Here is a 23,614-nt window from a genome sequence, read left to right as displayed (position 1 = left end):
CGGCAATTGGCCAGCTGTGCCATGCTTTCGAGCAAATCAGAACAGGCGCGCGCTTCCCGACCGTGGTCAAGCAAGTCGATGCCGGTACGGATGAAGAGGAGCGGCTGCTCGATCAGTTGCCTGCCGCATGCTATATCAGGGCTTGCCAGGCTCTGACTTCTTCGTCCGTCAGCACCGGCCCCCAGCCGCCGCGCAGCGCCGCATCGTGCTGCGCATAGTGCGCAAGCTGCGGCACGGCCACATCGTGCCTGGCACAGATGGCAAGGACGGCTTCCAGCTGCCGCCGGCTGGCCGCAAGATCGTTGCCATACCAGCTACAGGCGCTCGTTTCCAGCACATGCTGAACAAGTTCCTCCAGCGTGCCGAGCAGATGCCCGGGGATGGCCATGCGGATGTCATCGGGCCAGGGATCGCCCATGCCGTTCACGGCCAGGGCAGCAAAGCCGCGTTCCCACGCAGCAAAATCCCCAGGCGCGAGCTGCGCCACTTTCCACACGTGGCCGGTGAACGCGGACAGGGCGGGATGGTGAAGGGCATGCTGCTGGCAAAAGCGTTGCAAACAGGTGAGCGCAAGGCATTGTCTTGCAATCACGGAGAGCGTGTCTATCGATATATTGTGCATGAATCATCCGCTCCTGAAGGTGGCGCCTGCCGATAATTGGATTAATGTGACTTGATTGCCGTAGTCCCGCTTGGCAAGGCGGCTTGTCGCAACGCCTCCACCGGCAACTGGAAAAAGCGCGGCACCATCGCGGGCGATAGATCGTCGCCGCCGTCCGCCATGGCCAGGCGGCCGCTCAGCAGCAGCATCACGTAGCCATGGCCCAGCGACCAGCCGGCGCTGGCGGCGGCCTTGTCCCAGCGCGCATCGAGGCCCGCTTCGCGCACGGCCGCGCCGGCCGTTTGCAGCACGTACTGGAAGCACGCCTGCGCCGCTTCCAGCAGGGCGGGGAACTGGCGCACGTCCTGGTGCTCGAACATCAGCCTGTAGTGGGCCGGTGCGGCCAGGGCGAATTCGATGTATTGCTGGCCCAGCAGCTGAAAACGCTGTTCGGAGGGCAGGCTGCCCTGCGGCGGCAGTTCTGCTTCCCACTTGGCGATCAGGCTGGCGAAACCGGCCGCCGCCACGTCGGCCAGCAAGGCTTCCTTGCTGGGGAAGTGGCGGTACACGGCGGCGATCGACACACCCACCGAGCGCGCCAGTTCGCGCAGCGAGAGGGTGGCGTCGTGCTGCTGCGCCAGTTGCGCGATGGTGGCGGCGACCAGGGTGTCGCGCAGGTTGCCGTGATGGTAAGTACTTGTGCTTGTCATTCTATGTTATCGCTGTTCACATTGTCGTGTATGATGCTCATGTTATCACTGAACACATGGAGAGCACATGCAAGAGATGAACAACGCTGTACGCGCCGTGGCCTTGCCGCCCGGCGCCAGCATCGCCCCCTTGTACCCGGGCAGCCACCTGGCCGACGCGTATGCCGTCGACCTGCCGACCGCGCAGGCGCGCCAGATGGACATGGAAAGCCTGGCGCGCATCCTGCTGGGCAGCCAGCCGGGCTGGGCGCGCAAGCTGATGGTGGTGCGCGACGCCATCGTGGCGCGCTTCGGCATCCGCACGGCCAGGCAGATGGAAGCCCGGCCAGGCAAGCGCATCGGCATCTTCCGCATCTTTGCCGTCAGCGACGATGAAATCATCGTGGGCGAGGATGACAGTCACCTGGATTTCCGCCTGTCGGTGCTGCGCCACCGCGACGCGGGGCCGCATGGCCGCATCACCATGTCCAGCGTCGTGCATTGCCATAATGCGGTGGGGCGCGCCTACATCCTGGTGATCCGGCCTTTCCACAAGCTGATCGTGCAGCGCTCGCTGGCGCGCGCCGTGAAGGGCGGCTTCGCCTAAGCGCACTGAGCAGGCAATCTTGCTTATTCAGGGCTGGTATTGCATACTGCACCACCAGCCTCATCACGATTCCCATGAACGATACGCTTCTCCTGCTGGGTTTTGCCACCACGCCGCTTGAACTGATTTCCTTTGTCCTGGCATTGACAACCGTTGCGCTGAACATCCGCCAGAATCACTGGGCGTGGCTGTTCGCCATCATTTCCTCGGCCGCCTACGGTTTTGTGTTTTTCGAGTCGCGCCTGTATGGCGACATGGCCTTGCAACTGCTGTTCATCAGCGTCTCGTTCTGGGGCTGGTACCAGTGGCTGCATCCGGCCAGCGGCGGCAAGACCTTGCCCGTCACGCGCCTCGATGGCCGCGGCTGGCTGGCCTGCGGCATGGGCTGGCTGGTCGGCTTCCTGCTCATCGCCTGGCTGCTGACGACGACGGACACGGACGTGCCCCACGCGGACGGTTTCCTCACGGCAGGCAGCCTGGTGGGGCAATTCCTGCTGTCGCGCAAGAAGCTGGAAAACTGGATCGCCTGGATCATCGTCGACGTGCTGTACGTGTGGCTGTACCTGCACAAGGGCCTGACCCTGACGGCCGTGCTGTATGCCTTCTTTGTCGTGATGGCCATCATCGGCTTGCTGGCGTGGAGAAAGTCGGCACCGGCCGCGCCGAGCGCGATGGTCCTCAAGTGATGGGCCACTGCGTGCGCGTGGCCATCCTGGGCGCGGAATCGTCGGGCAAGTCGACCCTGGCGGCCGCCCTGGCCGAACGCTACGGCAGCGTCTGGGTGCCCGAGTATTTGCGCGAATTCGTCGAAACGCAGGGCAGGGTGCCCGTCGCGGCCGACCAGTATGGCATCGCGCGCACGCAAGTTGAGCGCGAAGCGGTAGCCGCCGCGCAAGCCCGTCACTTCCTGTTTTGCGATACGACGCCGTTGATGACGGTGGTCTACAGCCGCCATTATTTCCATGGCGCCGATGCGCCGCTGGCGGCGCTGGCCGATGCCACGCGGTACGATGTGACGCTGGTGACGGCGCCCGACAGCCCGTGGGTGGCCGACGGCTTGCAGCGCGAATCGGAAGCCGTGCGCCAGCTGATCTATCGCCTGCTGCTGGAGGAACTCGATGCGCGTGGCATCGTCTACCACGTGCTGCACGACAGCCTGGAGGCGCGCCTGGCCCAGGCCGCGCCTTTGCTGCGGCAGGCGCTCACTGCAGCGCCCGCCATTTCCCTCAATTAAAAGTCAAACTGCGCCGACACCTTGAACGTGCGGCTGGCGCCCGGGAACAGGTAGCCGCCGGCTTCCGGCGTCACGTCGCGCCAGTAGAACTTGTCGGTCACGTTGTTGACGCTGGCGCGCAGCACGGCGCGCGTGTCAGCGATGCGCGTGGCCCAGGCGGCGCCCAGGTTGAACACGCTGTACGAGGGCACGAAGGTGGTATTGTTGTTCTCGAACGCCTTCTTGCCCGCATATTCCCAGCTGCCATTCACGCTCAGGCCCGCCACTTGCGGCACGGCATAGTCGGCCCGCACGGCGGCCTTGAAGGCGGGCACGTTGGGCACGCGCTTGCCATCGTAGTCAGCACTGCCCGTATCCGATTGCTGGCTGTTCAGGGCCGTCACGGAGGCGCCCAGGTTCAGGTTGGCGAAAGCCTTGCCCTGCGCCGACAGTTCCAGGCCACGGTGCTGGGCCTGGCCTGCGCGCACGAAGTTGTAGGTGCTCATGCTGCTGTCGAGGTACTGGTTGAATTCCAGGCCCTTGCGGATCTGGAACAGGGTGGCGGCGACCATGAAGTCGGGCGTCAGGTCCGCCTTCACGCCCAGTTCGATCTGCTTCGAGCGGCTAGGCGTCAGTTCCACGTTGGCGTTTTCCGCATAGCGGTCGGCCGTGCCGCCGTGTTCCATGCCCTGCGAGTACGACGCGTAGACAGCGATATTGTCTTGCGGGTTGTACACCAGCGCCACGTTCGGCAGCAGGAAGTCGTGCCTGGCGCGGATTTCCTTGTCGGCCTTGAGCACGTACTGATAGCCATCGACATCGATGTGGCGCACGCCGCCATGCAGCTTCCAGTTCGGTGCCAGGCTGACGATGTCCTGCACGAAGACGGATTTTTCCTTGTCGTTGCGCACCAGGCGCACGGGACCCGTGACGCCGTCGGATGGGGCGACGATGACGGGGCGGTAGATATTGCTGATGCCCACTTCGTCATACACATACTTGCCGGCCCGGTCCTTGCGGTTGAAATACGACACGCCCGCCGTGACTTCATGGCGCAAGCTGCCCGTGGCAAACTTGCCCTGGATCATGGCTTGCGCGCTCAGCGGCTTTTTCGTTTCGCCCAGGCTGCGGAAGTCCCACACGGAGAAATCGCCATTGCTGCAGAACACAGGCATCCAGCCTTCCGGACTGCATCCATACGGGTAGGCCGTGTAGTCGTCGCGCTTGAACGTGTGCTGGTTGGCGGACAGGGTGGCGTGCCAGTCCTCATTGAAGGCGTACTGGAAGCGCAGGCCCAGGTTGCTGGTGACGGTTTCCACCGGGTGCGTCCACGGTTGCTTGTTGAGCATGGCGTCGGCGCTGACGTTGGCCGGCAGGCTGCCATTGCTCAGCAGCTGGAAGCCGGGCGCCGTCACTTGCGCCTTGTCCTGGTAGTCGGCATCGAGCTGCAGCAGCGCTTGCGGGGAAATCTGCCAGTCGAAGGCGCCGGAAATGAATTTGCGGTTGCCGTCCGCGCCCTTGATGTAGGAGCGCAGGCGCTCGGCCGCCACGTTGACCCGGTAGCCGAAGCGCGTGTCTTCCAGGCGGCCGCCCAGGTCGACGGCGCCGTACAGGGTGCCCCGCTCGCGCGTTTCCACCGTGACGGTGCGCAATGGCGCGGCGGTCGGGCGCTTGACGATGAAATCGATCACGCCGCCCGGCGCTGCCACGCCCGCCTGCAAGCCGGCCAGGCCTTTCAGTACTTCGATGCGTTCCTTGTTTTCCAGCGGAATTTGCGTGTCGCCGGGGATCGCCACGCCATCCTTGCGGTAGCTGGAGTTCGTATCGAGCTTGAAGCCCCGGATGGTGAACTGTTCCGCGTAGCCGACGGCGTTGTACGATTCATTGATGCTGGCGTCGAGCTTGACGGCGTCGCTGAGGTTGCGGATCTGCAGATCCTGTATTTCCTTCTGCCCGATGACGGTGACGGACGCCGGCGTCTGCAGCAGCGGCGCGTCGGAAAAACCGCCCACGGAGGCGCGTCTGGCGGCCGGCGCCTTGCTGGCCGTGACGACGACTTCGGCCATGCTTTGCGCCTGCGGGTCGACGGCTTCGGCGGTGTCATTCGCGGCCAGGGCGGGTGCGGCAAACGCGTGCAGGATCGCCAGGGTCAAAACAGAAACGGATAAATTCGGTGTGGACATAGATTGCTCGTGGTTCAAGCCGACTCGGTAAAGAGCACGGCAGGCTGCTTGTTCGGCTGGCGCCAACGCAGGAGCTATCAAAGGAGGGAGGTACTTTGCGCTTTCCTTCGCTGGCATTATCCAGATCAGGTACGAAGGGTATCTCTCACCCGGATGACTGCTCCAGGACCCCTAGCGAAACGACAGCTTAGCATGAACCACGGCCAGCTGTCCCACCCGGCTGACCGTTTTACAACAGTGTGGCTGGAATCTATAAACTCAGTTCCAGCACCTTGCGGCTGACGGCGGGGGTGATTTCACGCTGCTCGCCCAGCGCCGTCATGCCGTGCGCTTCCAGGGCGGAGACGACGGCATCCACGCTGGCGTGGTTCAGGCCATAGTCGGCCAGGCGCGTTTTGACGCCCATGTGGCGGAAGAAGAATTCCGTGCGCGCGATGGCGGCCTCGATGCGGCCATCCTCGTCGCCGCCGTCGAGTCCCCACACGCGGGCCGCGTACTGCAGCAGCTTGGCGCGCTTGGCCTGCTTGCGCACGCGCAGCATGCTGGGCAGGATGATGGCCAGGGTCTGCGCATGGTCAAGCTCGTACAAGGCCGTCAATTCGTGGCCGATGGCATGCGTAGACCAGTCCTGCGGCACGCCCACGCCGATCAGGCCGTTCAAGGCCAGGGTGGCGCTCCACATCACGTTGGCGCGCACGTCGTAGTCGTCCGGGTGCGACAGGGCTTTCGGGCCTTCCTCGATCAGGGTCAGCAAAATGCCTTCGGCGAAGCGGTCCTGCACGGATGCGTTCACAGGGTAAGTCAGGTATTGCTCCATGACGTGCGCGAACGCATCGACGACGCCATTGCCCACCTGGCGCAGCGGCAAGGTGAACGTTTTCGACGGGTCCAGCACGGAGAATTTCGGATATACCTTGCGGCTCATGAACGAGCGCTTTTCCTGCGTCGCCTTGCGCGTGATCACGGCCGAACCATTCATTTCGGACCCCGTGGCCGGCAACGTCAAGACGGTGCCGAAGGGCAGGGCGGCCTCGACGATCTTGCCGCCCTTGGCCAGGATGTCCCACGCCTCACCCTCATGCAGGGCGGCCGCGGCGATGAATTTGGTGCCATCGACCACGGAGCCGCCGCCGACGGCCAGCAGGAAATCGATGCGCTCGCTTTTTACCATGGCCACGGCCTGCATCAGGGTTTCATAGCTGGGATTGGGTTCGATGCCGGCAAATTCCAGCACCGTATGGCCGGCCAGCGCCGCCTTGACTTCATCATAGACGCCGTTCTGCCTGATGCTGCCACCGCCATACGTCATGAGCACTCTGGCCTGCGGCGGGATCAGCGCCGTGATGGCGGCGATCTGGCCCTGGCCGAAAAGGATTTGCGTCGGATTGTAAAAGTCGAAATTGAACATGGGGCTCCTGCCGCTGGGGTTTAGGCTGTTGCTGAGCCATGATTATGGCCGAACGGGTGGAAACGTGTCGTGGACGCTTGAGCTTTTCGTCCGCGCGGTGGAGAATGCAGCCGATGTCACCACTACGCGAAAAGGAATGCGCATGACCAACGTCCCACTGGAAGAATCCGGCTTGCCGGCCACCGCGCTCGACATGCACCGCGCCATCGGCGCCACCATCGCCGCGCTGCAGGCGCTGGACCTGAACAGCCAGCGCTTCGAGGCGTGCACGGACCCGGAACTGCGCCGCGTGCTGGCGCATGCGGGCGACACCAGCCGCAAGGAAGCGGCCATGCTGCTCGAATGGATGCGCCGCCGCGACGCGCGCCTGGACACGGCCATGAAGGAAGCGCTGTTCAAGGCGGGGCCAATTGTTGCCCAGTATCACTATGATGAGAAAATATTGTAACTATTGGTTTGTTGTCGTGGCGTACCATGCGCCACTTTCGCCTTGCTTCGCGTAGACTGTGCCCCGAACACGATTTTGGGGGAGTTTGCAGAAATGAAATCATTACCATACCGAGAAGGCAGCTGGTTTGCCGTGCCCCTGCCGGGCGGCGGTTATGCCGTCGGCGTGGTGGCGCGCAGGGCGCCTGCCGGGCGCATCATGCTGGCGTATATGTTCGGGCCGAAGCGCGACAGCTTGCCCACGCTGGACGAGCTGGAAGGCTTGCGGCCGGAACAGGCCGTGCGCCGCCTGCGCACGGGCGACATGGCCCTGCTCAACGAGCGCTGGCCCCTGCTGGGCGACAGCCCGCGCTGGAACCGTGACGACTGGCCCATGCCGGCCTTTATCCGCCGCAATGAATCCCTGCAGCGCGCCTGGCGCGCCAGTTATGCGGACGCCGACCCTGCCAAGCTGAATCGCGAGGAGTCGATTCCCTTCGACACGCCGGGCATGGAAAGCGATTCCCTGTACGGCTACGGGGCGACGGAATTGCTGATGAACAAATTGCTGGTGCAGGAGCAGGCGTCGGTTTAATCACCCGGGGTCAGGCCCGACGGGACTGACCCCGGCGTGTTAGCTTACGCCGCTGGCAAACTGATCTGAAACGCCAGGCCGCCGCCTTCGCGGTTGCGCACTTGTAAATCGGCGCCATGGCGCAGCAGCACGCGGTCGACGATGGCCAGGCCCAGGCCGGCGCCATTCGCCTGTCCACGCGCCGTGTCGAGGCGGGTGAACGGCTTCATCAACTGCTCGATCTTTTCTGTCGGCACGCCCGTGCCGTGGTCCTGCACTTCGATGATCACCTTTTTCGCGCCGTGGCTGGTGCGTACCTGGCAGGCGATGTCGATTTCCGTCACGTCGCTGCCGGGCGTTTTGCCATAGCGGCGCGCATTCTCGATCAGGTTGTTCAATACGCGGCGCAGGTCGGTGGGGTTGCCCATCGCATGCGCGCCGTCGGCGATGCTGGCGTTGATCTTCACGTCCGGCAGGCGCATCGCTTCGCGCGTCATGTCGCTGAGCAAACCACTGAGGTCGACATCCGTAAAGCTCGACGCTTCCGTCGGCTTGGCATAGTCGAGGAACTGGCCGATGATGGCGTCCATCTGCCCGATATCGGACTGGATGCCTTCGCGGGCCTCGTCCGACAAATTCGCCATTTCCACTTCCAGCTGCATGCGCGCCAGCGGCGTGCGCAAATCGTGCGAAATGCCGGCCAGAATCACGGCGCGGTCCGATTCCACCTGTTTTAAATCATCGACCATCTGGTTGAAGCTGCGGTTCGCCTCGATGATTTCGATCGGGCCTTTTTCCGGCAGCGGCGCTGGCTGCTTGCCCTTGGCGATGTCGCGCGCGGCCGCCGTCAGGCGCGACAGCGGCAGATTGATCAGGCTGGAAATGATGGCCGCGCCCAGCAGGGACAGCAGCGACACCAGGCTGGCCCAGCCCAGCCACTGGAAGCCCGTCAGGCCGCGCAGGCGCTCGCGGTCCAGCATCAGCCAGTACTCGTCGTCGTCGATCTTGAAGCTGACCCAGAAGCCGGCCACGCCGTTGACGCGCGCGGAAAAGCGCGTGTCCTTGCCCAGCTTGGCCTTCACCTGCGCCTCGATCTCGGGCATCAGGTAATTGTCGGGCGGCGGCTCGATGCGGTCGTCCTCTTCCAGCGAGAAGATGCGGATGCCTTCATTGCTGACGAGGTCGAACAGCAGCTCGCGGCGCAGCTCGGGCGCCGAGTGCGTCAATGCCGCATGCGTGATGGTGACGACGGAAATGATCTGGGCGGAAATCTGCTGCGCCTGCGGCTCGCGCTGGATGACGGAAATCATGCCGATCCAGGTGATCATGCTGACGGTGGTCAAAGTACCCAGCAGCAAAAAGGTGCGCCAGAACAGGCCGCTTTTCAGCCGCGCCAGGCTGATATCGGGAACAAGCTTCATCATGCCTCGCCTGCGATCAGCGCGGCTGTCCGTCCGGGATGAAAACGTAGCCGAGGCCCCACACGGTCTGGATGAACAGCGGACTCGACGGGTCGGGTTCGATCAGTTTGCGCAGGCGCGAGATTTGCACATCCAGGCTGCGGTCGAACACTTCGTATTCGCGGCCGCGCGCCAGTTCCATCAATTTTTCGCGCGACAGCGGCTGGCGCGCATGGCGGGCAAACACTTTCAGCACAGAAAACTCGCCCGTGGTCAGCGGCACCGTTTCGCCATTCTTTTTCAGGGTACGCGTGCCCAGGTCCAGCACGAAGTCGCCGAACTCGAAGGTTTGCGGCGTTTCCGACGGCGCGCCGGGGATTTCATCGGGACCCTTGCGGCGCAGCACGGCGCCGATGCGGGCCACCAGCTCGCGCGGATTGAACGGTTTCGGCAGGTAATCGTCGGCACCCATTTCCAGGCCCACGATGCGGTCCACGTCCTCGCCCTTTGCCGTCAGCATGATGATCGGCGTCTGGTCGCCCGCGCCGCGCAGGCGGCGGCAGATCGACAGGCCGTCTTCGCCCGGCAGCATCAGGTCGAGCACCAGCAGGTCGTAGCGTTCGCGCAGCCACAGCTTGTTCATGGCCGTCGCGCTCTCTGCCGTGAAGACATTGAAGCCCTGTTCGGTCAGGTAGCGGCGCAGCAGGTCGCGCAGGCGCACATCGTCATCGACCACCATGATTTTTGCCTGGTGGCCGTGAATCGATTGCGTTGTTGTGTTGCTGCCGGAAGTGGAGGTTGTGGTCATTTAGGGTGTCGTGTTATCTTATATTAGTTGCTATAGTAACGCCTCGCGCGGCGTCGGCAAGGGGCTGTGGCGACCCATTACAAAGTGTTACAAACTTTACCCAATTACTCTTACTGCACCGTGTAAAGCATCATACACTGGGGCCACAGTGGAAATCAGCTTTAGTTTATACGGCATCGCGGAAGAGGAACTCAATGAATATCTTTACTAAAAAAATTCACGCCGCTCCCAGCGCAGCTATCGCCGCACGCACGACTGTGCTGTCCGCATTTGCCATTTGTTCCGTGTTTGCCGTCAGCCTGGCATCGGCGCAAAACCAGCCGCCACCACGCCGTGACGACCAGCAGCAAATGCAGGCCCAGCGGTATGAGCAGGTACAGCGCAGCAACAGCAATGATACGCGACTGCGCGAACAGCGTGACGCACGCAGTTTCGACACGCGCGCCGAAGAGCAGCGCCGCGCCAACGAAGGCGCCGACGCTTCGCGCCGCACGGGCCGCATGACGCCCGACGAGCGCCGCGACCTGCGCCGCCAGATCAACGAAGTGGGCCAGGACATTTACTCGAATCCGCCGCGCCGCTAGGCATCCATCCCCCTCCGACAGGGCCATCTCGCAAGAGGTGGCCCTGTTTGCATTTGGCCGCCAACATTGTTGCTCAGTCAGGCACACGGCCACGCCCCGTGATATTGTTCTAACGCAATGAGGCAATTCTCTGACATTGTTGCTGGGGGAGGCAAGTGGTGAGCGACGACGACACACGCGTTCCGGATGCGGCCCCCGCAGGCGGCCTGCCGCACGGCCTGCTCCAGCGCGACGAGGGCGTGTTCCTGGATCTGTCGCTGGCGCCGGCGCAGTTGCGCGCCGCCGTCGACCAGCTGTTCCAGTCGGGCCAGCTGCTGGCCGGCCTCGATTACGGCTTGTTCCTGCTGACCCTGTTCCATGCCCCCGCTCCCCGCGCCGCGCCCAAGGGCGACGCCTTGCTGCGCATCGCCGTGCGCGTGTCGCCATTCCCGCCCCCGCGCCGCGCGCTGTATCAGCAAATCAAGATCCGTGGCGACAGCGCCGAGTTTTACTTTGAAGCGTTGCCTGCGGACGCGGATGGGCAAGTGCCGGCGCGCCGCGAGTTTGACGAGCTGGTGGCCGACCTGTGGTGCAAGGGCGTGCACTACGGCATCGATAGCGTGGCCGTGCGCGCCATGCTCGCCAGCGGCAAGGCCGAGCGCATCACGGTGGCACGGGTGCTGCCGCCGCAGCCTGGGCGCGACGCCCAGCTGGTCGAAGTGTCGCAAGGCATCCACCGCGACGATGCGCCGCGCGAACGCTCCGATGGTCGCCTCGATTTGCTCAGCTTCAAGAACCGCTTTCCCCAAGTCAAAAAACACGCGCGCCTGCTGCGTCTGCTGCCTGGTACGCCCGGCTTGCCCGGCTACGACCTGGCCGGCAAGGCGCTGCCGCCGCCCGCGCCGCTGGAACTGGACCTGGCCACGGTGGCGGGGCCAGGCACGGCGGTCGAGCATTTCAGCGATGGCGCTTTCCTCGTCGCCACCCAGGATGGCTATGTGAATGTCGATGAGCACGGCAAGATGTCGATCGAAAACAAGATCGTCAGCCGCGAAGGCGTCAGCAGCCGCACCACGGGCAATCTGAAGCTGCGCGCCGCCTACGAGGAATATGGCGAAGTGCAGGAGCAGCGCCAGCTCGACGGCAGCGATATCACCATCCATGGCGATGTGTATGGCCATCTGCACTCGCATGGCGGATTAATATGGCTACGACGCAATCTGGTGGGCGGCACGGCCTTCAATGAACACGGCGACGTGCGGGTCGAGGGCGTCGCGTCCGGTTCCGTGCTGCAGGCGCTGAGCGGCGAAGTGCACGTAAAACGCGCGGAAAGCTGCGTCATTGCCGGCACGCGCGTGGTGGTCGACAGCGCCAGCAATTGCGAGATCATTGCCGACGAGGTCGTCATCGAACTGGCCGAAGGCTGCGCCGTGGCGGCGCGCACCATCCGCATCGGCAGCGCCGGCCCCCGCAGGCAGGTGGAAATGCTGCTGTTTCCCCTCGTGCCCGACCTGAGCGCCCTCGATCAAAAGATTGCGGAAAGCCTGGCGAAGGCGGCGCAATTCCTGCAGGTGCAGCACAAGCGCCAGCAGGAGATCGATGCCATTGCGCAATTGCCCGAGGTGCGCAACTACCTGACCCTGGCGGGCCAGCTGCGGCGCGGCGAATTGCAGTTGCAGCCGGCACAGCAGGTGCAGTACGACAAGCTGGCCGCGCGCATCGCTCCCGTCCTGAAAGAGGTGGCGCGCCTGCGCGTGGAAGTAAAACAGTCGGAAATCCTGCACGCGCAGATGCTGGCGCTGGTGGCGCAGCTGCGCCAGGAACGGCAGGCAACGGCGGGCCAGTCGCGCTGCACCTTGGGCCTGATCGATGGCGAGACGACGGTGCGCGCCCTGGTCGTGCCGCCTGGACCGGCCAAGGTCTACGACCGGCCGCCGAAGGAAATCAAGGCCTTGCTGCGCAGCGCCACGCCGGCCACGCAGCCCGTGTTTGCGGATAGCACGGGCAGCCTGGACTGGACGTACCAGCCACCGCCGTAATCAGTCCGTGACTTTGCCGCGTGATTGTTTCAGCACGCTGTGCGTACTCTTGCTGTCGAGGCGGCGCCGCTGCGAGCTGCGCGTGGGCTTGGTGGCGCGGCGCACGGCGGGCAGGAAGGTCACGCTGTCGATGATTTCCTGCAAGCGCCGCAACGCTTCTTCCTTGTTCTGCTCCTGGCTGCGCGACTGCTGCGCCTTGAGCACCAGCACGCCATCCTTGCTGATGCGGCTGTCGCGCAGGGCCAGCAGCCTTTCCTTGTACGCTTCCGGCAGCGACGAGGCGGCGATGGGGAAGCGCAAATGGATGGCGCTGGACACCTTGTTGACGTTTTGCCCGCCCGGCCCCTGGGCGCGGATGGCGGAAAATTCAACTTCAGCGGGATTGACGAGGTGTTGCATGGCCTGCCTGTGGGGAAACGATGGGGGTATTGTAAGGGAAGATGGCTGCGCCGGCGCAAGGGCGGGGTGGCCAGCCGATGATGTCTTCCGGGAAAGTTGATGTTTCTCAACGCCGTTCGCGGCGATGCTGGTTAGCATGGGGCCAACATTGCGCCACTGCGCATCCTGGCAGCGCTTACCGGACGAAAGGAACATCATGCAGCCCACGATCACGCCTGGCGCCGCAACCGCGCAATACCTGACGCAGTACTTGAGCTTCCGGCTGGGCGGCCTGGAATACGGCCTCGATTACCGCCGCGTGCGGGAATTGCGTCCGCTGAAGGAACTCGACCGTTTTTCCTCGGAAGGGGAAGTGCTGCACAGCGTGGCCGTCTCGCGCGGCGTGATCATCCCCATCGTCGACATGCGCGCCGCGTTCGGCAGCGCCCAGGGCGCGCCCGATCCGGCCACGGACGTGATCATCTTGCAGCTGAGCAATGGCGTGATGGGCATGGTGGTCGATGGCGTCACCGATATCGTCAGCCTGGCGCCCGCCGATATCGTGGCCGTGCCCGGACTGGGCGAGGCGGAAGCCGATTATCTGCTGGGCCTGGGCACGGTGGCGGGGCGCCGATTGATCCTCGTCGACATCGACCGCCTGATGGCGATCCGCAGCCCCAGCCCCATGCAGGCGGCGTAAAAAAAGACGACCCGTGAGTCGTCTTTGTGTTTGGCGTTAGCCGAGTTTCTCTAACTGATCCTGCAAGTCCAGCCATTCCGCTTCCAGCTGCGCCAGGTCCTTGGTAAAGAAGGTCTGGTCGGCCAGCAATTGCTTCAATTTCGCCTTGTTGGCGGCGTCATAGATGGTCGGCTCGCCCAGTTTGGCGTCGGTTTCCGCCTTTTGCGCATTGCGCTTGGCGATCTGCTCTTCCTGGCGCTTGATCTTGTTTTCGATCGGCTTGCGCAGGGCGGCCGTTTTCTGGCGCTCTTCCGCTTCCTTGCGCTTGTCGCGCACGGGCGCGGCAGGGGCTGCTGCGGCAACGACGGGCGAGACCACGGGGAAATCGGTCTTGTTGGCCTTGCCTGCGGCTGGCAGCACATCGGTACCTTTACCCAGCTTGGTCTTGAACAGCCAGTCCTTGTAGTCGTCCAGGTCGCCGTCGAACGGCTGCAGCTTGCCGTCGGCAACGATGATGAATTCGTCCGTGGTGGCGCGCAGCAAGTGGCGATCATGGGACACGACGACCAGCGTGCCTTCGAACTGGGCCAGCGCTTCCGTCAGCGCTTCGCGCGTTTCCAGATCCAGGTGATTGGTTGGTTCATCGAGCAGCAGCAGGTTCGGGCGCTGCCAGACGATCAGGGCCAGCGCCAGGCGGGCTTTTTCGCCGCCCGAGAACGGCGCGATCGAGGCGGTCACCATGTTGCCGGGGAAGTTGAAGCCGCCCAGGAAGTTGCGCAGTTCCTGCTCGCGCACGGTCGGGGCGATCTTCGCCAGATGCCACAGCGGCGATTCGTCGTGGCGCAGCATTTCCACCTGGTGCTGGGCGAAGTAGCCGATGTTAAGGCCCTTGCCCATGGTGGCGTCGCCCGTCAGCGGCATCAGTTCGCCAGCGATGGTCTTGATCAGGGTCGATTTGCCGGCGCCGTTCTGGCCCAGCAGGCCGATGCGCTGGCCGATCTGCAGCGAAAACTTGATGCCGTTGACGATGGTTTTATGCGTGATTTCGCCCGTCGCTTCGTTTTCGATCTTGTAGCCAGCATCGACGTCTTCCATCACCAGCAGCGGGTTCGGCGCGCTCAAGGGCTCGCGGAATTCGAACGAGAATTCGGCAGCGGCGCGCAATGGTGCCAGCTCTTCCATCTTCGCCAGCGCCTTCATGCGGCTTTGCGCCTGGCGGGCCTTCGAGGCTTGCGCCTTGAAGCGGTTCACGAACGATTCCAGATGGGCACGCTTGCGCTGCTGCTTTTCCAGCGCGCCGGCGGCCAGGATCATCTGCGCCGCGCGTTGGCGCTCGAAGCTCGAATAGTTGCCCGAATAGCGTTTCAGCTTGCGCTCGTCGATGTGCACGACCACGTTGACGACTTCATCGAGGAAGTCGCGGTCATGGGAAATGATCAGCAAGGTGCCGGCGTAGCGCTTGAGCCAGTCTTCCAGCCAGATGATGGCGTCCAGATCCAGGTGATTGGTTGGTTCATCGAGCAGCAGCAGGTCGGACGGGCACATCAGCGCTTGCGCCAGATTCAAGCGCATGCGCCAGCCGCCGGAGAAACTGGCGACAGGTTGCTGCATCTGGTCCAGGGTAAAGCCCAGGCCCAGCAGCAATTGCTCGCCGCGCGACTGCACGGTATATGCGTCCGCATCGGCCATGGCGCTGTAGATTTCGCCGATGGCGATGCCGTTTTCCGACGTGGCCGGCTCCGATTCCAGGCGCGCCAGTTCCGCTTCGAGTTTGCGCAAGGTGATGTCGCCATCGATCGCGTAGTCGAGCGCGGCACGGTCCAGCGGCGGCGTTTCCTGCGCCACGTAAGCCACGCGCCACTTGGCCGGGAAATCGATCTCGCCCTGGTCAGGGTGCAATTCGCCACGCATCATGGCGAACAGGCTCGATTTGCCCGCGCCATTGGCGCCGATCAGGCCGATCTTGTCGCCCGGATTGAGGGTGACATCGACTTGTTCGAGCAACGGTTTGATGCCGCGCATCAGGCTTACTTGTAGGAAACGTATCATTTTTTTCTTTGTAAAGGCTGGGGTTTAACCCTCGCCGTAAAATTCAGGTAGGTCGGATTAGCGTAGCGTAATCCGACAAGTAGGCGCTGCCCGTCGGATTACGCCCTTCGGGCTCATCCGACCTACCAAGTCGATCAAACCAGCTTCAACTGCTCGGCCGTCAGCAGGAAGACCATGTCGTCGCCGGCGCTCGTCGTCAGCCAGGTCAGGCCCAGCTCGCCAAAGGCCGCTTCCGCGTACTCGCGTTCGTTGCCGATTTCAATCATCAGGATGCCGTCGTCCGTCAGGCGTTCGGCCGCGCCGGCGATGATCTTGCGCACCAGGTCCATGCCGTCGCTGCCGCCGTCGAGGGCGATTTGCGGTTCGGCCAGGTATTCCTGGGGCAGGGCGCCCATCGACGCGGAATTCACGTACGGCGGGTTGCTGATGATCAAATCATATTTCTTGGCCGGCACGTTCGTGTACAGGTCCGATTCGATCAGGGTGACGCGGTCCTGCAATTTGTAGGTGTCGACGTTGCGCTTGGCCACGGCCAGCGCGTCGGCGGAAATGTCCACGGCGTCGACTGCCGCGTTCGGGAAGGCGTCGGCCATCATGATCGACAGGCAGCCCGAACCGGTGCACAGTTCCAAGATGTTTTCCACGGCTTCCGGTTCGGCCACCCATGGCGAAAAGTATTCAGGGATCAGCTCGGCGATGAAGGAGCGGGGCACGATCACGCGCTCGTCGACGTAGAAGTTATACGTACCCAGCCAGCCTTCCTTGGTGATGTAGGCGGCTGGCACGCGGTCGATGCTGCGGCGGTCGATGACGCTCATCACGCTGGCCACTTCCGATGGCAGCAGTTTGGCGTCGAGGAAAGGTTCGAGCTTGTCGAGCGGCAACTTCAAGGTGTGCAGGATCAGATAGGCCGCTTCGTCGAACGCTTCGGCGCTGCCGTGGCCGAAAAACAGCTTGGCGGTATTGAAACGGGTAACGGCGTAGCGCAGCAGGTCGCGTGGCGTGGAAAACGGGTTCGGGGTCATGGCATTCTCGAAAAGACGGTGTTCTGGCCCGCCGTGACGGGCCTCGGTATTCTGGTTCAGACGGGCAGCAAATGCTCCAGCGTGCGCCGGTAAATATTCTTCAGGGGATCGATGTGGCGCAGTTCGATGTGCTCGTCGATCTTGTGAATACTGGCATTGGGCGGCCCGAATTCTATCACTTGGGGGCAGATTTGCGCGATAAACCGGCCATCCGAGGTGCCGCCCGTGGTCGACAGCTCCGTCGTGAGGCCCGTTTCTTCGAGGATGGCGGACGACAGCGCGTCGCTCAAGGTGCCGCGCGGCGTGAGGAAGGGCAGGCCGCTCAGGGTCCACTGCAAATCATATTGCAAATCATGCTTGTCGAGGATGGCGTGCACCCGCTCCTGCAGGTTTTCCGCCGTGCTGGCCGTGGAAAAGCGGAAGTTGAAGTCGATCACCATGTCGCCGGGAATCACGTTATTCGCGCCCGTGCCCGCGTTGATGTTCGACATTTGCCAAGAGGTCGGCAGGTAATACTCGTTGCCCGCATCCCATTTCTCTTCGACCAGGTCGGCCAGCGCCTGCGCCGCTTCGTGGATAGGATTCTTTGCCAGGTGCGGGTAGGCGATGTGACCCTGCACGCCCTTGATCGTCAGCCGGCCCGACAGCGAACCGCGGCGGCCGTTTTTGATCATGTCGCCCAGCTGCGCGCTCGACGTCGGCTCGCCCACCAGGCAATAGTCGATCTGTTCGCCGCGCGCTTTCAATTTATCGCACACGATGACGGTGCCATCCGTGGCCGGGCCTTCCTCGTCGCTGGTGATCAGAAAGGCGATCGAACCCGTGTGGTCTGGCGTGGCGGCGATGAATTCCTCGCAGGCGATCACCATGGCGGCGATCGAGGTCTTCATGTCGGCCGCGCCACGGCCGTATAGCTTGCCGTCACGGTGCGTGGGAATGAAGGGCAGCGAACGCCATTGCTCGACGGGGCCCGTCGGCACCACGTCCGTATGCCCGGCAAAGACGAACACGGGCGACGTGGTGCCGCGGCGCGCCCACAGATTGGTGACGTCGTTCGACTGTATCGTCTCGCAGACAAAGCCCAGCGGCGTGAGGATATCGATCAGGTGCTGCTGGCAGCCCTTGTCGTCGGGCGTGACCGAGGACAGGGCGATCAGTTTTTCGGTCAGGGCGAGGGTTTTGGAGGTGGTCATGTGTAAGGTCGTGCCGGCAACATCGTGGTCAACTAGGGGGTTACAGCGAGAAAATGGTCTTGTACTGCGCATCGGAAAACGCGACGCTGAACTGGCCATCCTTGTCCAGCACAGGGCGCTTGATAATGGACGGGTTTTCCAGCATCAGCTCCAAAGCGCTGGCCGCATCGACGGTGGACGCCTTGCGCTCGTCGGACAGGGCGCGCCAGGTCGTGCCTTTCTTGTTGACCAGCACATCCCACGGCAATTGCTGCAGCCAGGCTTCGACCGTGGCGCGTTCCAGGCCCTGCTTCTTGAAGTCGTGGAAAGTGAAATCGAGTTGCTGCGCGGCCAGCCAGGTGCGGGCCTTTTTGACGGTATCGCAGTTGGGGATACCGTAGAGTGTAATGGTCGTCATGGGTAGGGCCAAGGGGGATGAATGCGGTTCGCTTGATCGCGGCGCTTGCGCCAGGGAAAAATACGATGTTAGCCGACATTATACAGTCGATGCGTAGTCGATGCGGCGGTGCAACAAGGTTGCATGATCCTGGCAGATTCAGTGCCAGGCGCTGCGGATGCCAAGCAGTGTGGCGACCTGGCCGAAGTCCGGATGGACAGAAAGCGGCGTGGCGGACTTCATCGCGAGCTTGGGCGCGGCGCGGTGGAACAGTACCAGCGCCGTTTCATCATTCTTGTGGCGTGACATGTAGAGCATGCCGTCGACCGCGTCCGGATGCGCATGGATGGCGGCCGACCAGGCCTTGGTCGTTTGATACGACGACGTGCCGCTGAGCCCCGCATGGCCACCCAGTTGCCTGAGGGCGGCACCAGTCAGATCAGCCACGATAAGCGGTTTGCCGGCGAAGCGAATCACAAAGCGTGCCTGTATCACGGCCAGCTCGATCACGAAGCGGTTATGGATGGGTTTGCGGTCATGCAGCAAGGTTTCGGCAAGCGCCACAGCCAGCGACGTGCCCAGGTAGCAGGTGCCGAAGCGGGCCGCCGCCTGTGGGTGGGGATCGTCGAAGCGGTAGGTGTTCGCCCTGCCGAAATACGGTTCGCCCGTGGCGTGGCCGGAGACACGGTACAGCGCTGCGGGATCGCAGCGCACCGTCTGTAGCGCTGCGGGCAGTTACGGCAGACGGGGCAGGCGCAAGGTTGCCACGGTCGCGCGGTTATTCGTCAGCGTAGGCGCGGGCGGCCGCCATCACGGCATCGAGTTTGCCTTTGGCCAGGGCTTCGAGCGGCGACTTGCCGCCCAGCGACAGGCGCGGAGCGATAAAAAAATCCCATTTGGCGGCGCCCGGCAAGTCGCCGAGGATTTTGCTGATTTTTTCCAGGATGTGGCGGTCGTGGCGGGGATCGGCGAAAAATGCCGGATAGACATATTCGCCCGAAGCGCCGCGCAAGGCGAACAGGCGTCTGGCTTTGAGTGCCGCACTGAGCGCCTGCGGCGTGACTTTCAGCCGGGCGCGCAGTTCGGGGCCAGACAGCAAGCTGTGCGAGGCCAGGTCTTTTTGACGCTGCTGCCGCTCCTGCTCTTCCAGGCCGCGCATGAATTGCCGGGTATTGATGTGTCCTGCATGCGCGCCGATATCAGAGGTCAGGTTCAGCTCGCGTTCGGCGACGATATCGAGGTCGCGCCGCATTTGCGCCAGCAGCGCGGGCCGGTCGTCGCGCGGCACGGCGTCCAGCAGCGATGCATAGGCTTCCTGGAACGTATCTTGTGCAATGTTAAAACGCAAGCCCGTGGCATTGGGAGCGAGTGCATTCGCCAGCTGCCTGGCCAGCGAGGGCGCGGCTGAAGCATGCCCGCTGCCGGTGGCGGCCTCATCAATCGTGCTGGTGTCGCCATCGCTGACAGGGGAGCGTGTGTTCGATGTGTTCGACATGGCTGTCTCCTTGAAACGCATGTTTCAGCATAGGACACGAAGTCAAACAAAGCAAACAAAGCAAACAAAGCAAGGAAATTAAATTCCCCACTTTGATTTGCCACAAACCTTGGCTGGCCTACACAGGCCGTGGCGCCGCCTTGCCCGAGTCGGCCGGGCCGAAATGCAGGCCAAGTCGCAAGGCCAGGGCGCGCAGGGCGCCGCTTTCCTGCTGGTGCAGGGCCAGCGCGATATGGCCGTCGGGGCGCACGAGGTAGGCCGCGTCGCGGCCCAGGCCGGCCAGCTTGGCGGCCACGTTATAGGTGTAGCAATGCACGGGCAGTTTCAGCACGCGCGCCTCGTCCAGCAGTTCGGGCGCCGCTTCGCCATAGATGTGCAATTGCCAATCCATGCTGCGCAGGGCGAGAAAGTTGTCTTGCGTGCCGTCCGAGAACCAGGGCAGGCGGTCGCCGCCGCGCAGGTATTCCGCGTGGCCGGCGGAGAGGGCGCTGTCTTCATAATGGATCTGGATTTGCGACACGGTCTGGAACAGTAAACGGCGCGCGCGCGCGAAGCCCGAGAGGAAGGGCAGCGCGTGCGGCACCAGCCAGCGGCGCAGGAATTGCCCGGCGATGCCTTGCGCGACGATGGCCTGGAAGGCGCGGTCGGTGGTGGCGACGAGCTTGCGGGCAAACACGATGCGCTCGCTTTCATAGGTGTCGAGCAGGGCGTCGTTGCTTTGTCCGCGCAGCTTTTGCGCCAGTTTCCACGCCAGGTTGACGGCGTCGCCCAGGCCCGTGTTCATGCCCTGGCCGCCCACGGGGCTGTGCAGGTGGGCCGCATCGCCGAGGATGAAGCAGCGCCGCTCGCGGAACTGCGCCGCCACCCGGTGATGCACTTTATACGTGGAAAACCAGTTCACGTGCTCGACCTCGATACCAAGCAAGGTTTGCACCGATTCCCGCACGTCGTTGAAGACGGGCGCCGGCGCGCCATCGGGGCGGTCGGGCAGGATGCCGATCAGGCGCTGCATGCCGCTCGTGCGCACGGGCAGCATCAGCGCAAACGAGTTCGCGCCCAGGTGGGCGTGCAAATCCGTGTTCTTGCCGGCCACTTGCGCATCGGCCACGTAATACAGGTGGTCGTAGGTGCCGCCGGAAAATTCAAAGCCGGCGATTTCGCGTACCTTGCTGCGGGCGCCGTCGCAGCCGCAAATGTAGTTAAACGTGCAATATTGACGTTCGCCGTCTTTCAGCAGAATGGCTTGCACTTCGCTATCGTCCTGCGTCCACAGGTCCAGCGCGACGTTCCATTCCACGTGCACACCGGCCGCCGCCAGCTTGCTGATGAGGAAGCGTTCATGCTCGTCTTGCGGCAGGCTCAGCACAAAAGGGTAGGGGCTCAGCCCTTCGCCGATCTCGCCCAGCGCCAGTTTCACCAGCTCCTCGCCGCCTTCGTGGATGTGCATGGCATTGATCTTGATGCCCAGGCTGACGAGCTCGTCGGCAAAGCCCAGCTGCTGGTAAAACTCCAGGGTGCGCGCATGCACGGCCATGGCCCGCGACGCCTGGCCCGGGCCGCTATTTTGGTCGATGATGCGGCAATCGACGCCATGACGCGCCAGGCGCAAGGCAAGCATGAGGCCGGTAGGACCGGCGCCGACGATCAATACGGGAGGAGTATTCATGCCATCCAGTATAGGGCAGGATGGGGGATGGCTGCGCGACGATTGAAGTTGCCATTCAGAAATGAAAATGTCCCGCCGAAGCGGGACATTCAGGATGCTGCGTGCGCCTTGCTGCGACTAATTAAATGCCGCGCAGCAATTCGTTGATGCCCGTTTTCGCGCGGGTTTTTGCATCCACGCGCTTGACGATCACGGCGCAGTACAGCGAGTACTTGCCGTCTTCCGAAGGCAGGTTGCCGGACACCACGACGGAACCGGCTGGCACGCGGCCGTAGGTGACTTCGCCCGTGGCGCGGTCGTAGATCTTGGTCGACTGGCCGATGTACACGCCCATCGAGATGACCGAGTTTTCCTCGACGATGACGCCTTCGACGATTTCCGAACGGGCGCCGATGAAGCAATTGTCTTCAATGATGGTCGGGTTCGCTTGCATAGGCTCCAGCACGCCGCCGATGCCGACGCCGCCGGACAGGTGGACGTTCTTGCCGATCTGCGCGCAGGAGCCGACGGTGGCCCAGGTGTCGACCATGGCGCCTTCATCGACGTAGGCGCCGATGTTGACGTAGGACGGCATCAGCACGACGTTCTTGGCGATGAAGCTGCCGCGGCGGGCGACGGCTGGCGGCACCACGCGGAAACCGCCTTTGACGAAGTCTTCCTTGGTGTAATTGGCGAACTTGGTCGGCACCTTGTCGTAGAACTGCATCGTGCCGTCGGACGGCAGGACGACGTTGTCTTCCAGGCGGAACGACAGCAGCACGGCTTTCTTGACCCACTGGTTGACCACCCAGTCGCCCGTGGTTTTTTCCGCCACGCGGATGCTACCGTTGTCCAGGCCATTGATGACATGGGAAACGGCGTCGCGCAGTTCGGCCGTGCCGTTGCCCGGATTGATCTCGGCGCGGTTTTCCCAGGCCTGGTCGATGATGGTTTGCAGTTGTTGGCTCATGATGATGTCTTGTTTAATTTAGTTGGTTGATGCGGATGCGGAAAGCTGCTGGCAGAATTTTACTATGCGCAACGCTGCTTCCAGCCCTTCGGCCGTTTCAGCCACCAAGGCCATGCGGATGCGGTTGCGGCCCGGATTGATGCCGTGTGCGTCGCGCGCCAGGTAGCTGCCAGGCAATACCGTCACATTATATTCGGCGTACAGGCGTTGCGCGAATTCGGTGTCGGACAGTCCCGTGCGGCTGACGTCGGCCCACAGGTAGAAGCCGGCGTCCGGCAATTGCACGTCCATCACCGATTGCAGCAGCGGCGTGATGGCGTCGAACTTGGCGCGGTACTTGGCGCGATTTTCCTCGACATGGGTTTCGTCGTTCCAGGCCGCGACGGAGGCCGCCTGCACGGCAGGGCTCATGGCGCCGCCGTGGTAGGTTCGGTAGAGCAGGAATTTTTTCAGTACTTCGGCATCGCCGGCCACAAAGCCCGAGCGCATGCCCGGCACGTTCGAACGCTTCGACAGGCTGGAAAACACGACCAGGCGCGCATACGGGCGCTCGATGGTGGACAGGCCCAGCATGTGCGCCGCCTGCAGCGCGCCCAGCGGTGGCGTGTCGCCGTGGTAAATCTCGGAATAGCATTCGTCGGCGGCGATGACGAAATCGTAGCGCTCGGACAGGGCGAACAGGTGTTCCCAGTCCGTCAGGGTCAGCACGGCGCCAGTTGGGTTGCCGGGCGAACACAGGAACAGCAGCTTGACCTTTTCCCACACGCTGGCCGGTACGCTGTCGTAGTCGCAGCCGAAATTGCGCGCCGGGTCGGAATTGACGAAATATGGTTCGGCGCCGGCCAGGTAGGCCGCGCCTTCATAGATCTGGTAAAACGGATTCGGGCTGATCACGAGCGAATCGGCCGATGGATCGATCACCGTTTGCGCCAGCGCAAACAGCGCTTCGCGCGAACCGTTCACGGGCAGGATTTGCGTGGCAGGATTGAGCTTGGGGATGCCGTAGCGGCGTTCGAGCCAGCCGGCGATGGCGGTACGCAAGGCTTCCGAACCGATGGTGGTCGGATAGCTGGCCAGGCCGTGGATATTGTCGGTCAGCGCCTGCTCGATGAAGGCCGGCGTCGGGTGCTTGGGTTCGCCCATGCCCAGGCTGATGGGCGCATATTCGGGATTGACCGTCACGCCGGCAAACAGCTGGCGCAGTTTTTCAAACGGGTATGGTTGCAGTTTAGCAAGAAGTGGATTCACGGAGCGGACCAGGGCAAGAGTGGGGTGATAGTGTCGCGTATGGAT

24 protein-coding genes and 1 riboswitch are annotated in these 23,614 nt (G+C 63.1%); of the genes, 8 read left to right on the top strand and 16 right to left on the bottom strand.

Going from position 1 to position 23,614, the window contains the following annotated elements; translation table 11 throughout:
- Positions 1 to 130: 130 nt before the first annotated feature.
- Both KO539_RS01880 and KO539_RS01875 read right to left on the bottom strand, forming a co-directional pair.
- A complete protein-coding gene (locus tag KO539_RS01880; RefSeq protein WP_219307064.1) occupies positions 131 to 622 on the bottom strand; it encodes a hypothetical protein in 492 nt (163 codons plus the stop codon).
- A 41-nt stretch (positions 623 to 663) separates the two neighbouring features.
- Positions 664 to 1,311, bottom strand: coding sequence for a TetR/AcrR family transcriptional regulator (locus KO539_RS01875; RefSeq protein ID WP_219307063.1), 648 nt, complete (start codon positions 1,309 to 1,311; stop codon positions 664 to 666).
- A 67-nt stretch (positions 1,312 to 1,378) separates the two neighbouring features.
- On the opposite strand from KO539_RS01875, the gene KO539_RS01870 reads away from it, so the two are divergent.
- From KO539_RS01870 to KO539_RS01860, 3 genes are all read left to right on the top strand, one after another.
- On the top strand, positions 1,379 to 1,897 hold the full coding sequence (locus KO539_RS01870; RefSeq protein WP_219307062.1) for a DUF2867 domain-containing protein: 519 nt from the start codon (positions 1,379 to 1,381) through the stop codon (positions 1,895 to 1,897).
- Between the two features lie 74 nt (positions 1,898 to 1,971).
- A complete protein-coding gene (gene pnuC, locus KO539_RS01865; RefSeq protein ID WP_219307061.1) occupies positions 1,972 to 2,583 on the top strand; it encodes a nicotinamide riboside transporter PnuC in 612 nt (203 codons plus the stop codon).
- Positions 2,583 to 3,131, top strand: coding sequence for an AAA family ATPase (locus KO539_RS01860; RefSeq protein ID WP_219308541.1), 549 nt, complete (start codon positions 2,583 to 2,585; stop codon positions 3,129 to 3,131). Before pnuC ends, KO539_RS01860 begins: the two co-directional genes overlap by 1 nt.
- Here KO539_RS01860 and KO539_RS01855 read toward each other — a convergent pair.
- Positions 3,128 to 5,293: a TonB-dependent siderophore receptor gene (locus tag KO539_RS01855; protein ID WP_219307060.1), complete on the bottom strand. Its 2,166-nt coding sequence runs from the start codon at positions 5,291 to 5,293 to the stop codon at positions 3,128 to 3,130. The two genes, KO539_RS01860 and KO539_RS01855, sit on opposite strands and share 4 nt — an antisense overlap.
- Before the next feature lie 85 nt (positions 5,294 to 5,378).
- A riboswitch (TPP riboswitch) is annotated at positions 5,379 to 5,476 on the bottom strand.
- Between the two features lie 67 nt (positions 5,477 to 5,543).
- Positions 5,544 to 6,701, bottom strand: a complete 1,158-nt coding sequence (locus tag KO539_RS01850; RefSeq protein WP_219307059.1) for an iron-containing alcohol dehydrogenase — start codon at positions 6,699 to 6,701, stop codon at positions 5,544 to 5,546.
- Positions 6,702 to 6,843: 142 nt separating this feature from the next.
- Between KO539_RS01850 and KO539_RS01845 the strand changes: the two genes are divergently transcribed.
- Positions 6,844 to 7,149, top strand: a complete 306-nt coding sequence (locus tag KO539_RS01845; protein ID WP_035827789.1) for a hypothetical protein — start codon at positions 6,844 to 6,846, stop codon at positions 7,147 to 7,149.
- 93 nt (positions 7,150 to 7,242) lie between these two features.
- The gene (locus KO539_RS01840; RefSeq protein ID WP_219307058.1) at positions 7,243 to 7,722 is read left to right on the top strand and encodes an Imm26 family immunity protein; all 480 of its coding nucleotides are present in this window, start codon (positions 7,243 to 7,245) and stop codon (positions 7,720 to 7,722) included.
- Positions 7,723 to 7,766: 44 nt separating this feature from the next.
- Here KO539_RS01840 and KO539_RS01835 read toward each other — a convergent pair whose 3' ends face one another.
- Complete coding sequence (locus tag KO539_RS01835; protein ID WP_219307057.1) at positions 7,767 to 9,125, bottom strand: sensor histidine kinase; 1,359 nt, start codon at positions 9,123 to 9,125, stop codon at positions 7,767 to 7,769.
- 13 nt (positions 9,126 to 9,138) lie between these two features.
- Positions 9,139 to 9,840 (bottom strand): two-component system response regulator OmpR, encoded by a 702-nt coding sequence (gene ompR / locus KO539_RS01830; RefSeq protein ID WP_223278807.1) that lies wholly within the window; start codon positions 9,838 to 9,840, stop codon positions 9,139 to 9,141.
- A gap of 263 nt (positions 9,841 to 10,103) precedes the next feature.
- Here ompR and KO539_RS01825 point away from each other — a divergent pair, with 263 nt between their 5' ends.
- Positions 10,104 to 10,493 (top strand): hypothetical protein, encoded by a 390-nt coding sequence (locus tag KO539_RS01825; RefSeq protein ID WP_219307056.1) that lies wholly within the window; start codon positions 10,104 to 10,106, stop codon positions 10,491 to 10,493.
- Positions 10,494 to 10,651: 158 nt separating this feature from the next.
- Positions 10,652 to 12,511: a flagellar assembly protein A gene (locus tag KO539_RS01820; protein WP_374106310.1), complete on the top strand. Its 1,860-nt coding sequence runs from the start codon at positions 10,652 to 10,654 to the stop codon at positions 12,509 to 12,511.
- On the opposite strand, the gene arfB is transcribed toward KO539_RS01820, so the two are convergent.
- Positions 12,512 to 12,910, bottom strand: a complete 399-nt coding sequence (gene arfB / locus KO539_RS01815; protein ID WP_034749850.1) for an alternative ribosome rescue aminoacyl-tRNA hydrolase ArfB — start codon at positions 12,908 to 12,910, stop codon at positions 12,512 to 12,514.
- Between the two features lie 196 nt (positions 12,911 to 13,106).
- Here arfB and KO539_RS01810 point away from each other — a divergent pair, with 196 nt between their 5' ends.
- A complete protein-coding gene (locus KO539_RS01810) occupies positions 13,107 to 13,589 on the top strand; it encodes a chemotaxis protein CheW (protein WP_219307054.1) in 483 nt (160 codons plus the stop codon).
- A 36-nt stretch (positions 13,590 to 13,625) separates the two neighbouring features.
- Here KO539_RS01810 and KO539_RS01805 read toward each other — a convergent pair whose 3' ends face one another.
- The 9 genes from KO539_RS01805 to dapC form a co-directional block, all read right to left on the bottom strand.
- Entirely contained in the window at positions 13,626 to 15,617 is a 1,992-nt protein-coding gene (locus KO539_RS01805) for an ATP-binding cassette domain-containing protein (RefSeq protein ID WP_035820391.1), read from the bottom strand.
- Positions 15,618 to 15,751: 134 nt separating this feature from the next.
- Positions 15,752 to 16,642: a 50S ribosomal protein L3 N(5)-glutamine methyltransferase gene (gene prmB, locus KO539_RS01800; protein ID WP_219307053.1), complete on the bottom strand. Its 891-nt coding sequence runs from the start codon at positions 16,640 to 16,642 to the stop codon at positions 15,752 to 15,754.
- 56 nt (positions 16,643 to 16,698) lie between these two features.
- Entirely contained in the window at positions 16,699 to 17,835 is a 1,137-nt protein-coding gene (gene dapE, locus KO539_RS01795; RefSeq protein WP_219307052.1) for a succinyl-diaminopimelate desuccinylase, read from the bottom strand.
- A gap of 40 nt (positions 17,836 to 17,875) precedes the next feature.
- Complete coding sequence (locus tag KO539_RS01790; protein WP_035820383.1) at positions 17,876 to 18,232, bottom strand: ArsC family reductase; 357 nt, start codon at positions 18,230 to 18,232, stop codon at positions 17,876 to 17,878.
- Between the two features lie 138 nt (positions 18,233 to 18,370).
- Complete coding sequence (locus tag KO539_RS01785; RefSeq protein ID WP_219307051.1) at positions 18,371 to 18,925, bottom strand: RES family NAD+ phosphorylase; 555 nt, start codon at positions 18,923 to 18,925, stop codon at positions 18,371 to 18,373.
- Between the two features lie 64 nt (positions 18,926 to 18,989).
- Positions 18,990 to 19,706 (bottom strand): hypothetical protein, encoded by a 717-nt coding sequence (locus tag KO539_RS01780; RefSeq protein ID WP_219307050.1) that lies wholly within the window; start codon positions 19,704 to 19,706, stop codon positions 18,990 to 18,992.
- 118 nt (positions 19,707 to 19,824) lie between these two features.
- On the bottom strand, positions 19,825 to 21,372 hold the full coding sequence (locus tag KO539_RS01775; protein ID WP_219307049.1) for an FAD-dependent monooxygenase: 1,548 nt from the start codon (positions 21,370 to 21,372) through the stop codon (positions 19,825 to 19,827).
- Positions 21,373 to 21,493: 121 nt separating this feature from the next.
- Positions 21,494 to 22,321 carry a 2,3,4,5-tetrahydropyridine-2,6-dicarboxylate N-succinyltransferase gene (gene dapD, locus KO539_RS01770; protein ID WP_035820379.1) on the bottom strand — a complete coding sequence of 276 codons (828 nt, stop codon included), beginning with the start codon at positions 22,319 to 22,321 and terminating at the stop codon, positions 21,494 to 21,496.
- A gap of 18 nt (positions 22,322 to 22,339) precedes the next feature.
- On the bottom strand, positions 22,340 to 23,569 hold the full coding sequence (gene dapC / locus KO539_RS01765) for a succinyldiaminopimelate transaminase (protein WP_219307048.1): 1,230 nt from the start codon (positions 23,567 to 23,569) through the stop codon (positions 22,340 to 22,342).
- Positions 23,570 to 23,614 lie beyond the last annotated feature (45 nt).

The sequence above is a fragment of the Janthinobacterium sp. NKUCC06_STL genome (genome assembly GCF_019345455.1).
GTDB lineage: Bacteria > Pseudomonadota > Gammaproteobacteria > Burkholderiales > Burkholderiaceae_D > Janthinobacterium > Janthinobacterium rivuli.
Note: the sequence above shows the minus strand (reverse complement) of the source record. Positions and strands in the feature narration are given on the sequence as shown.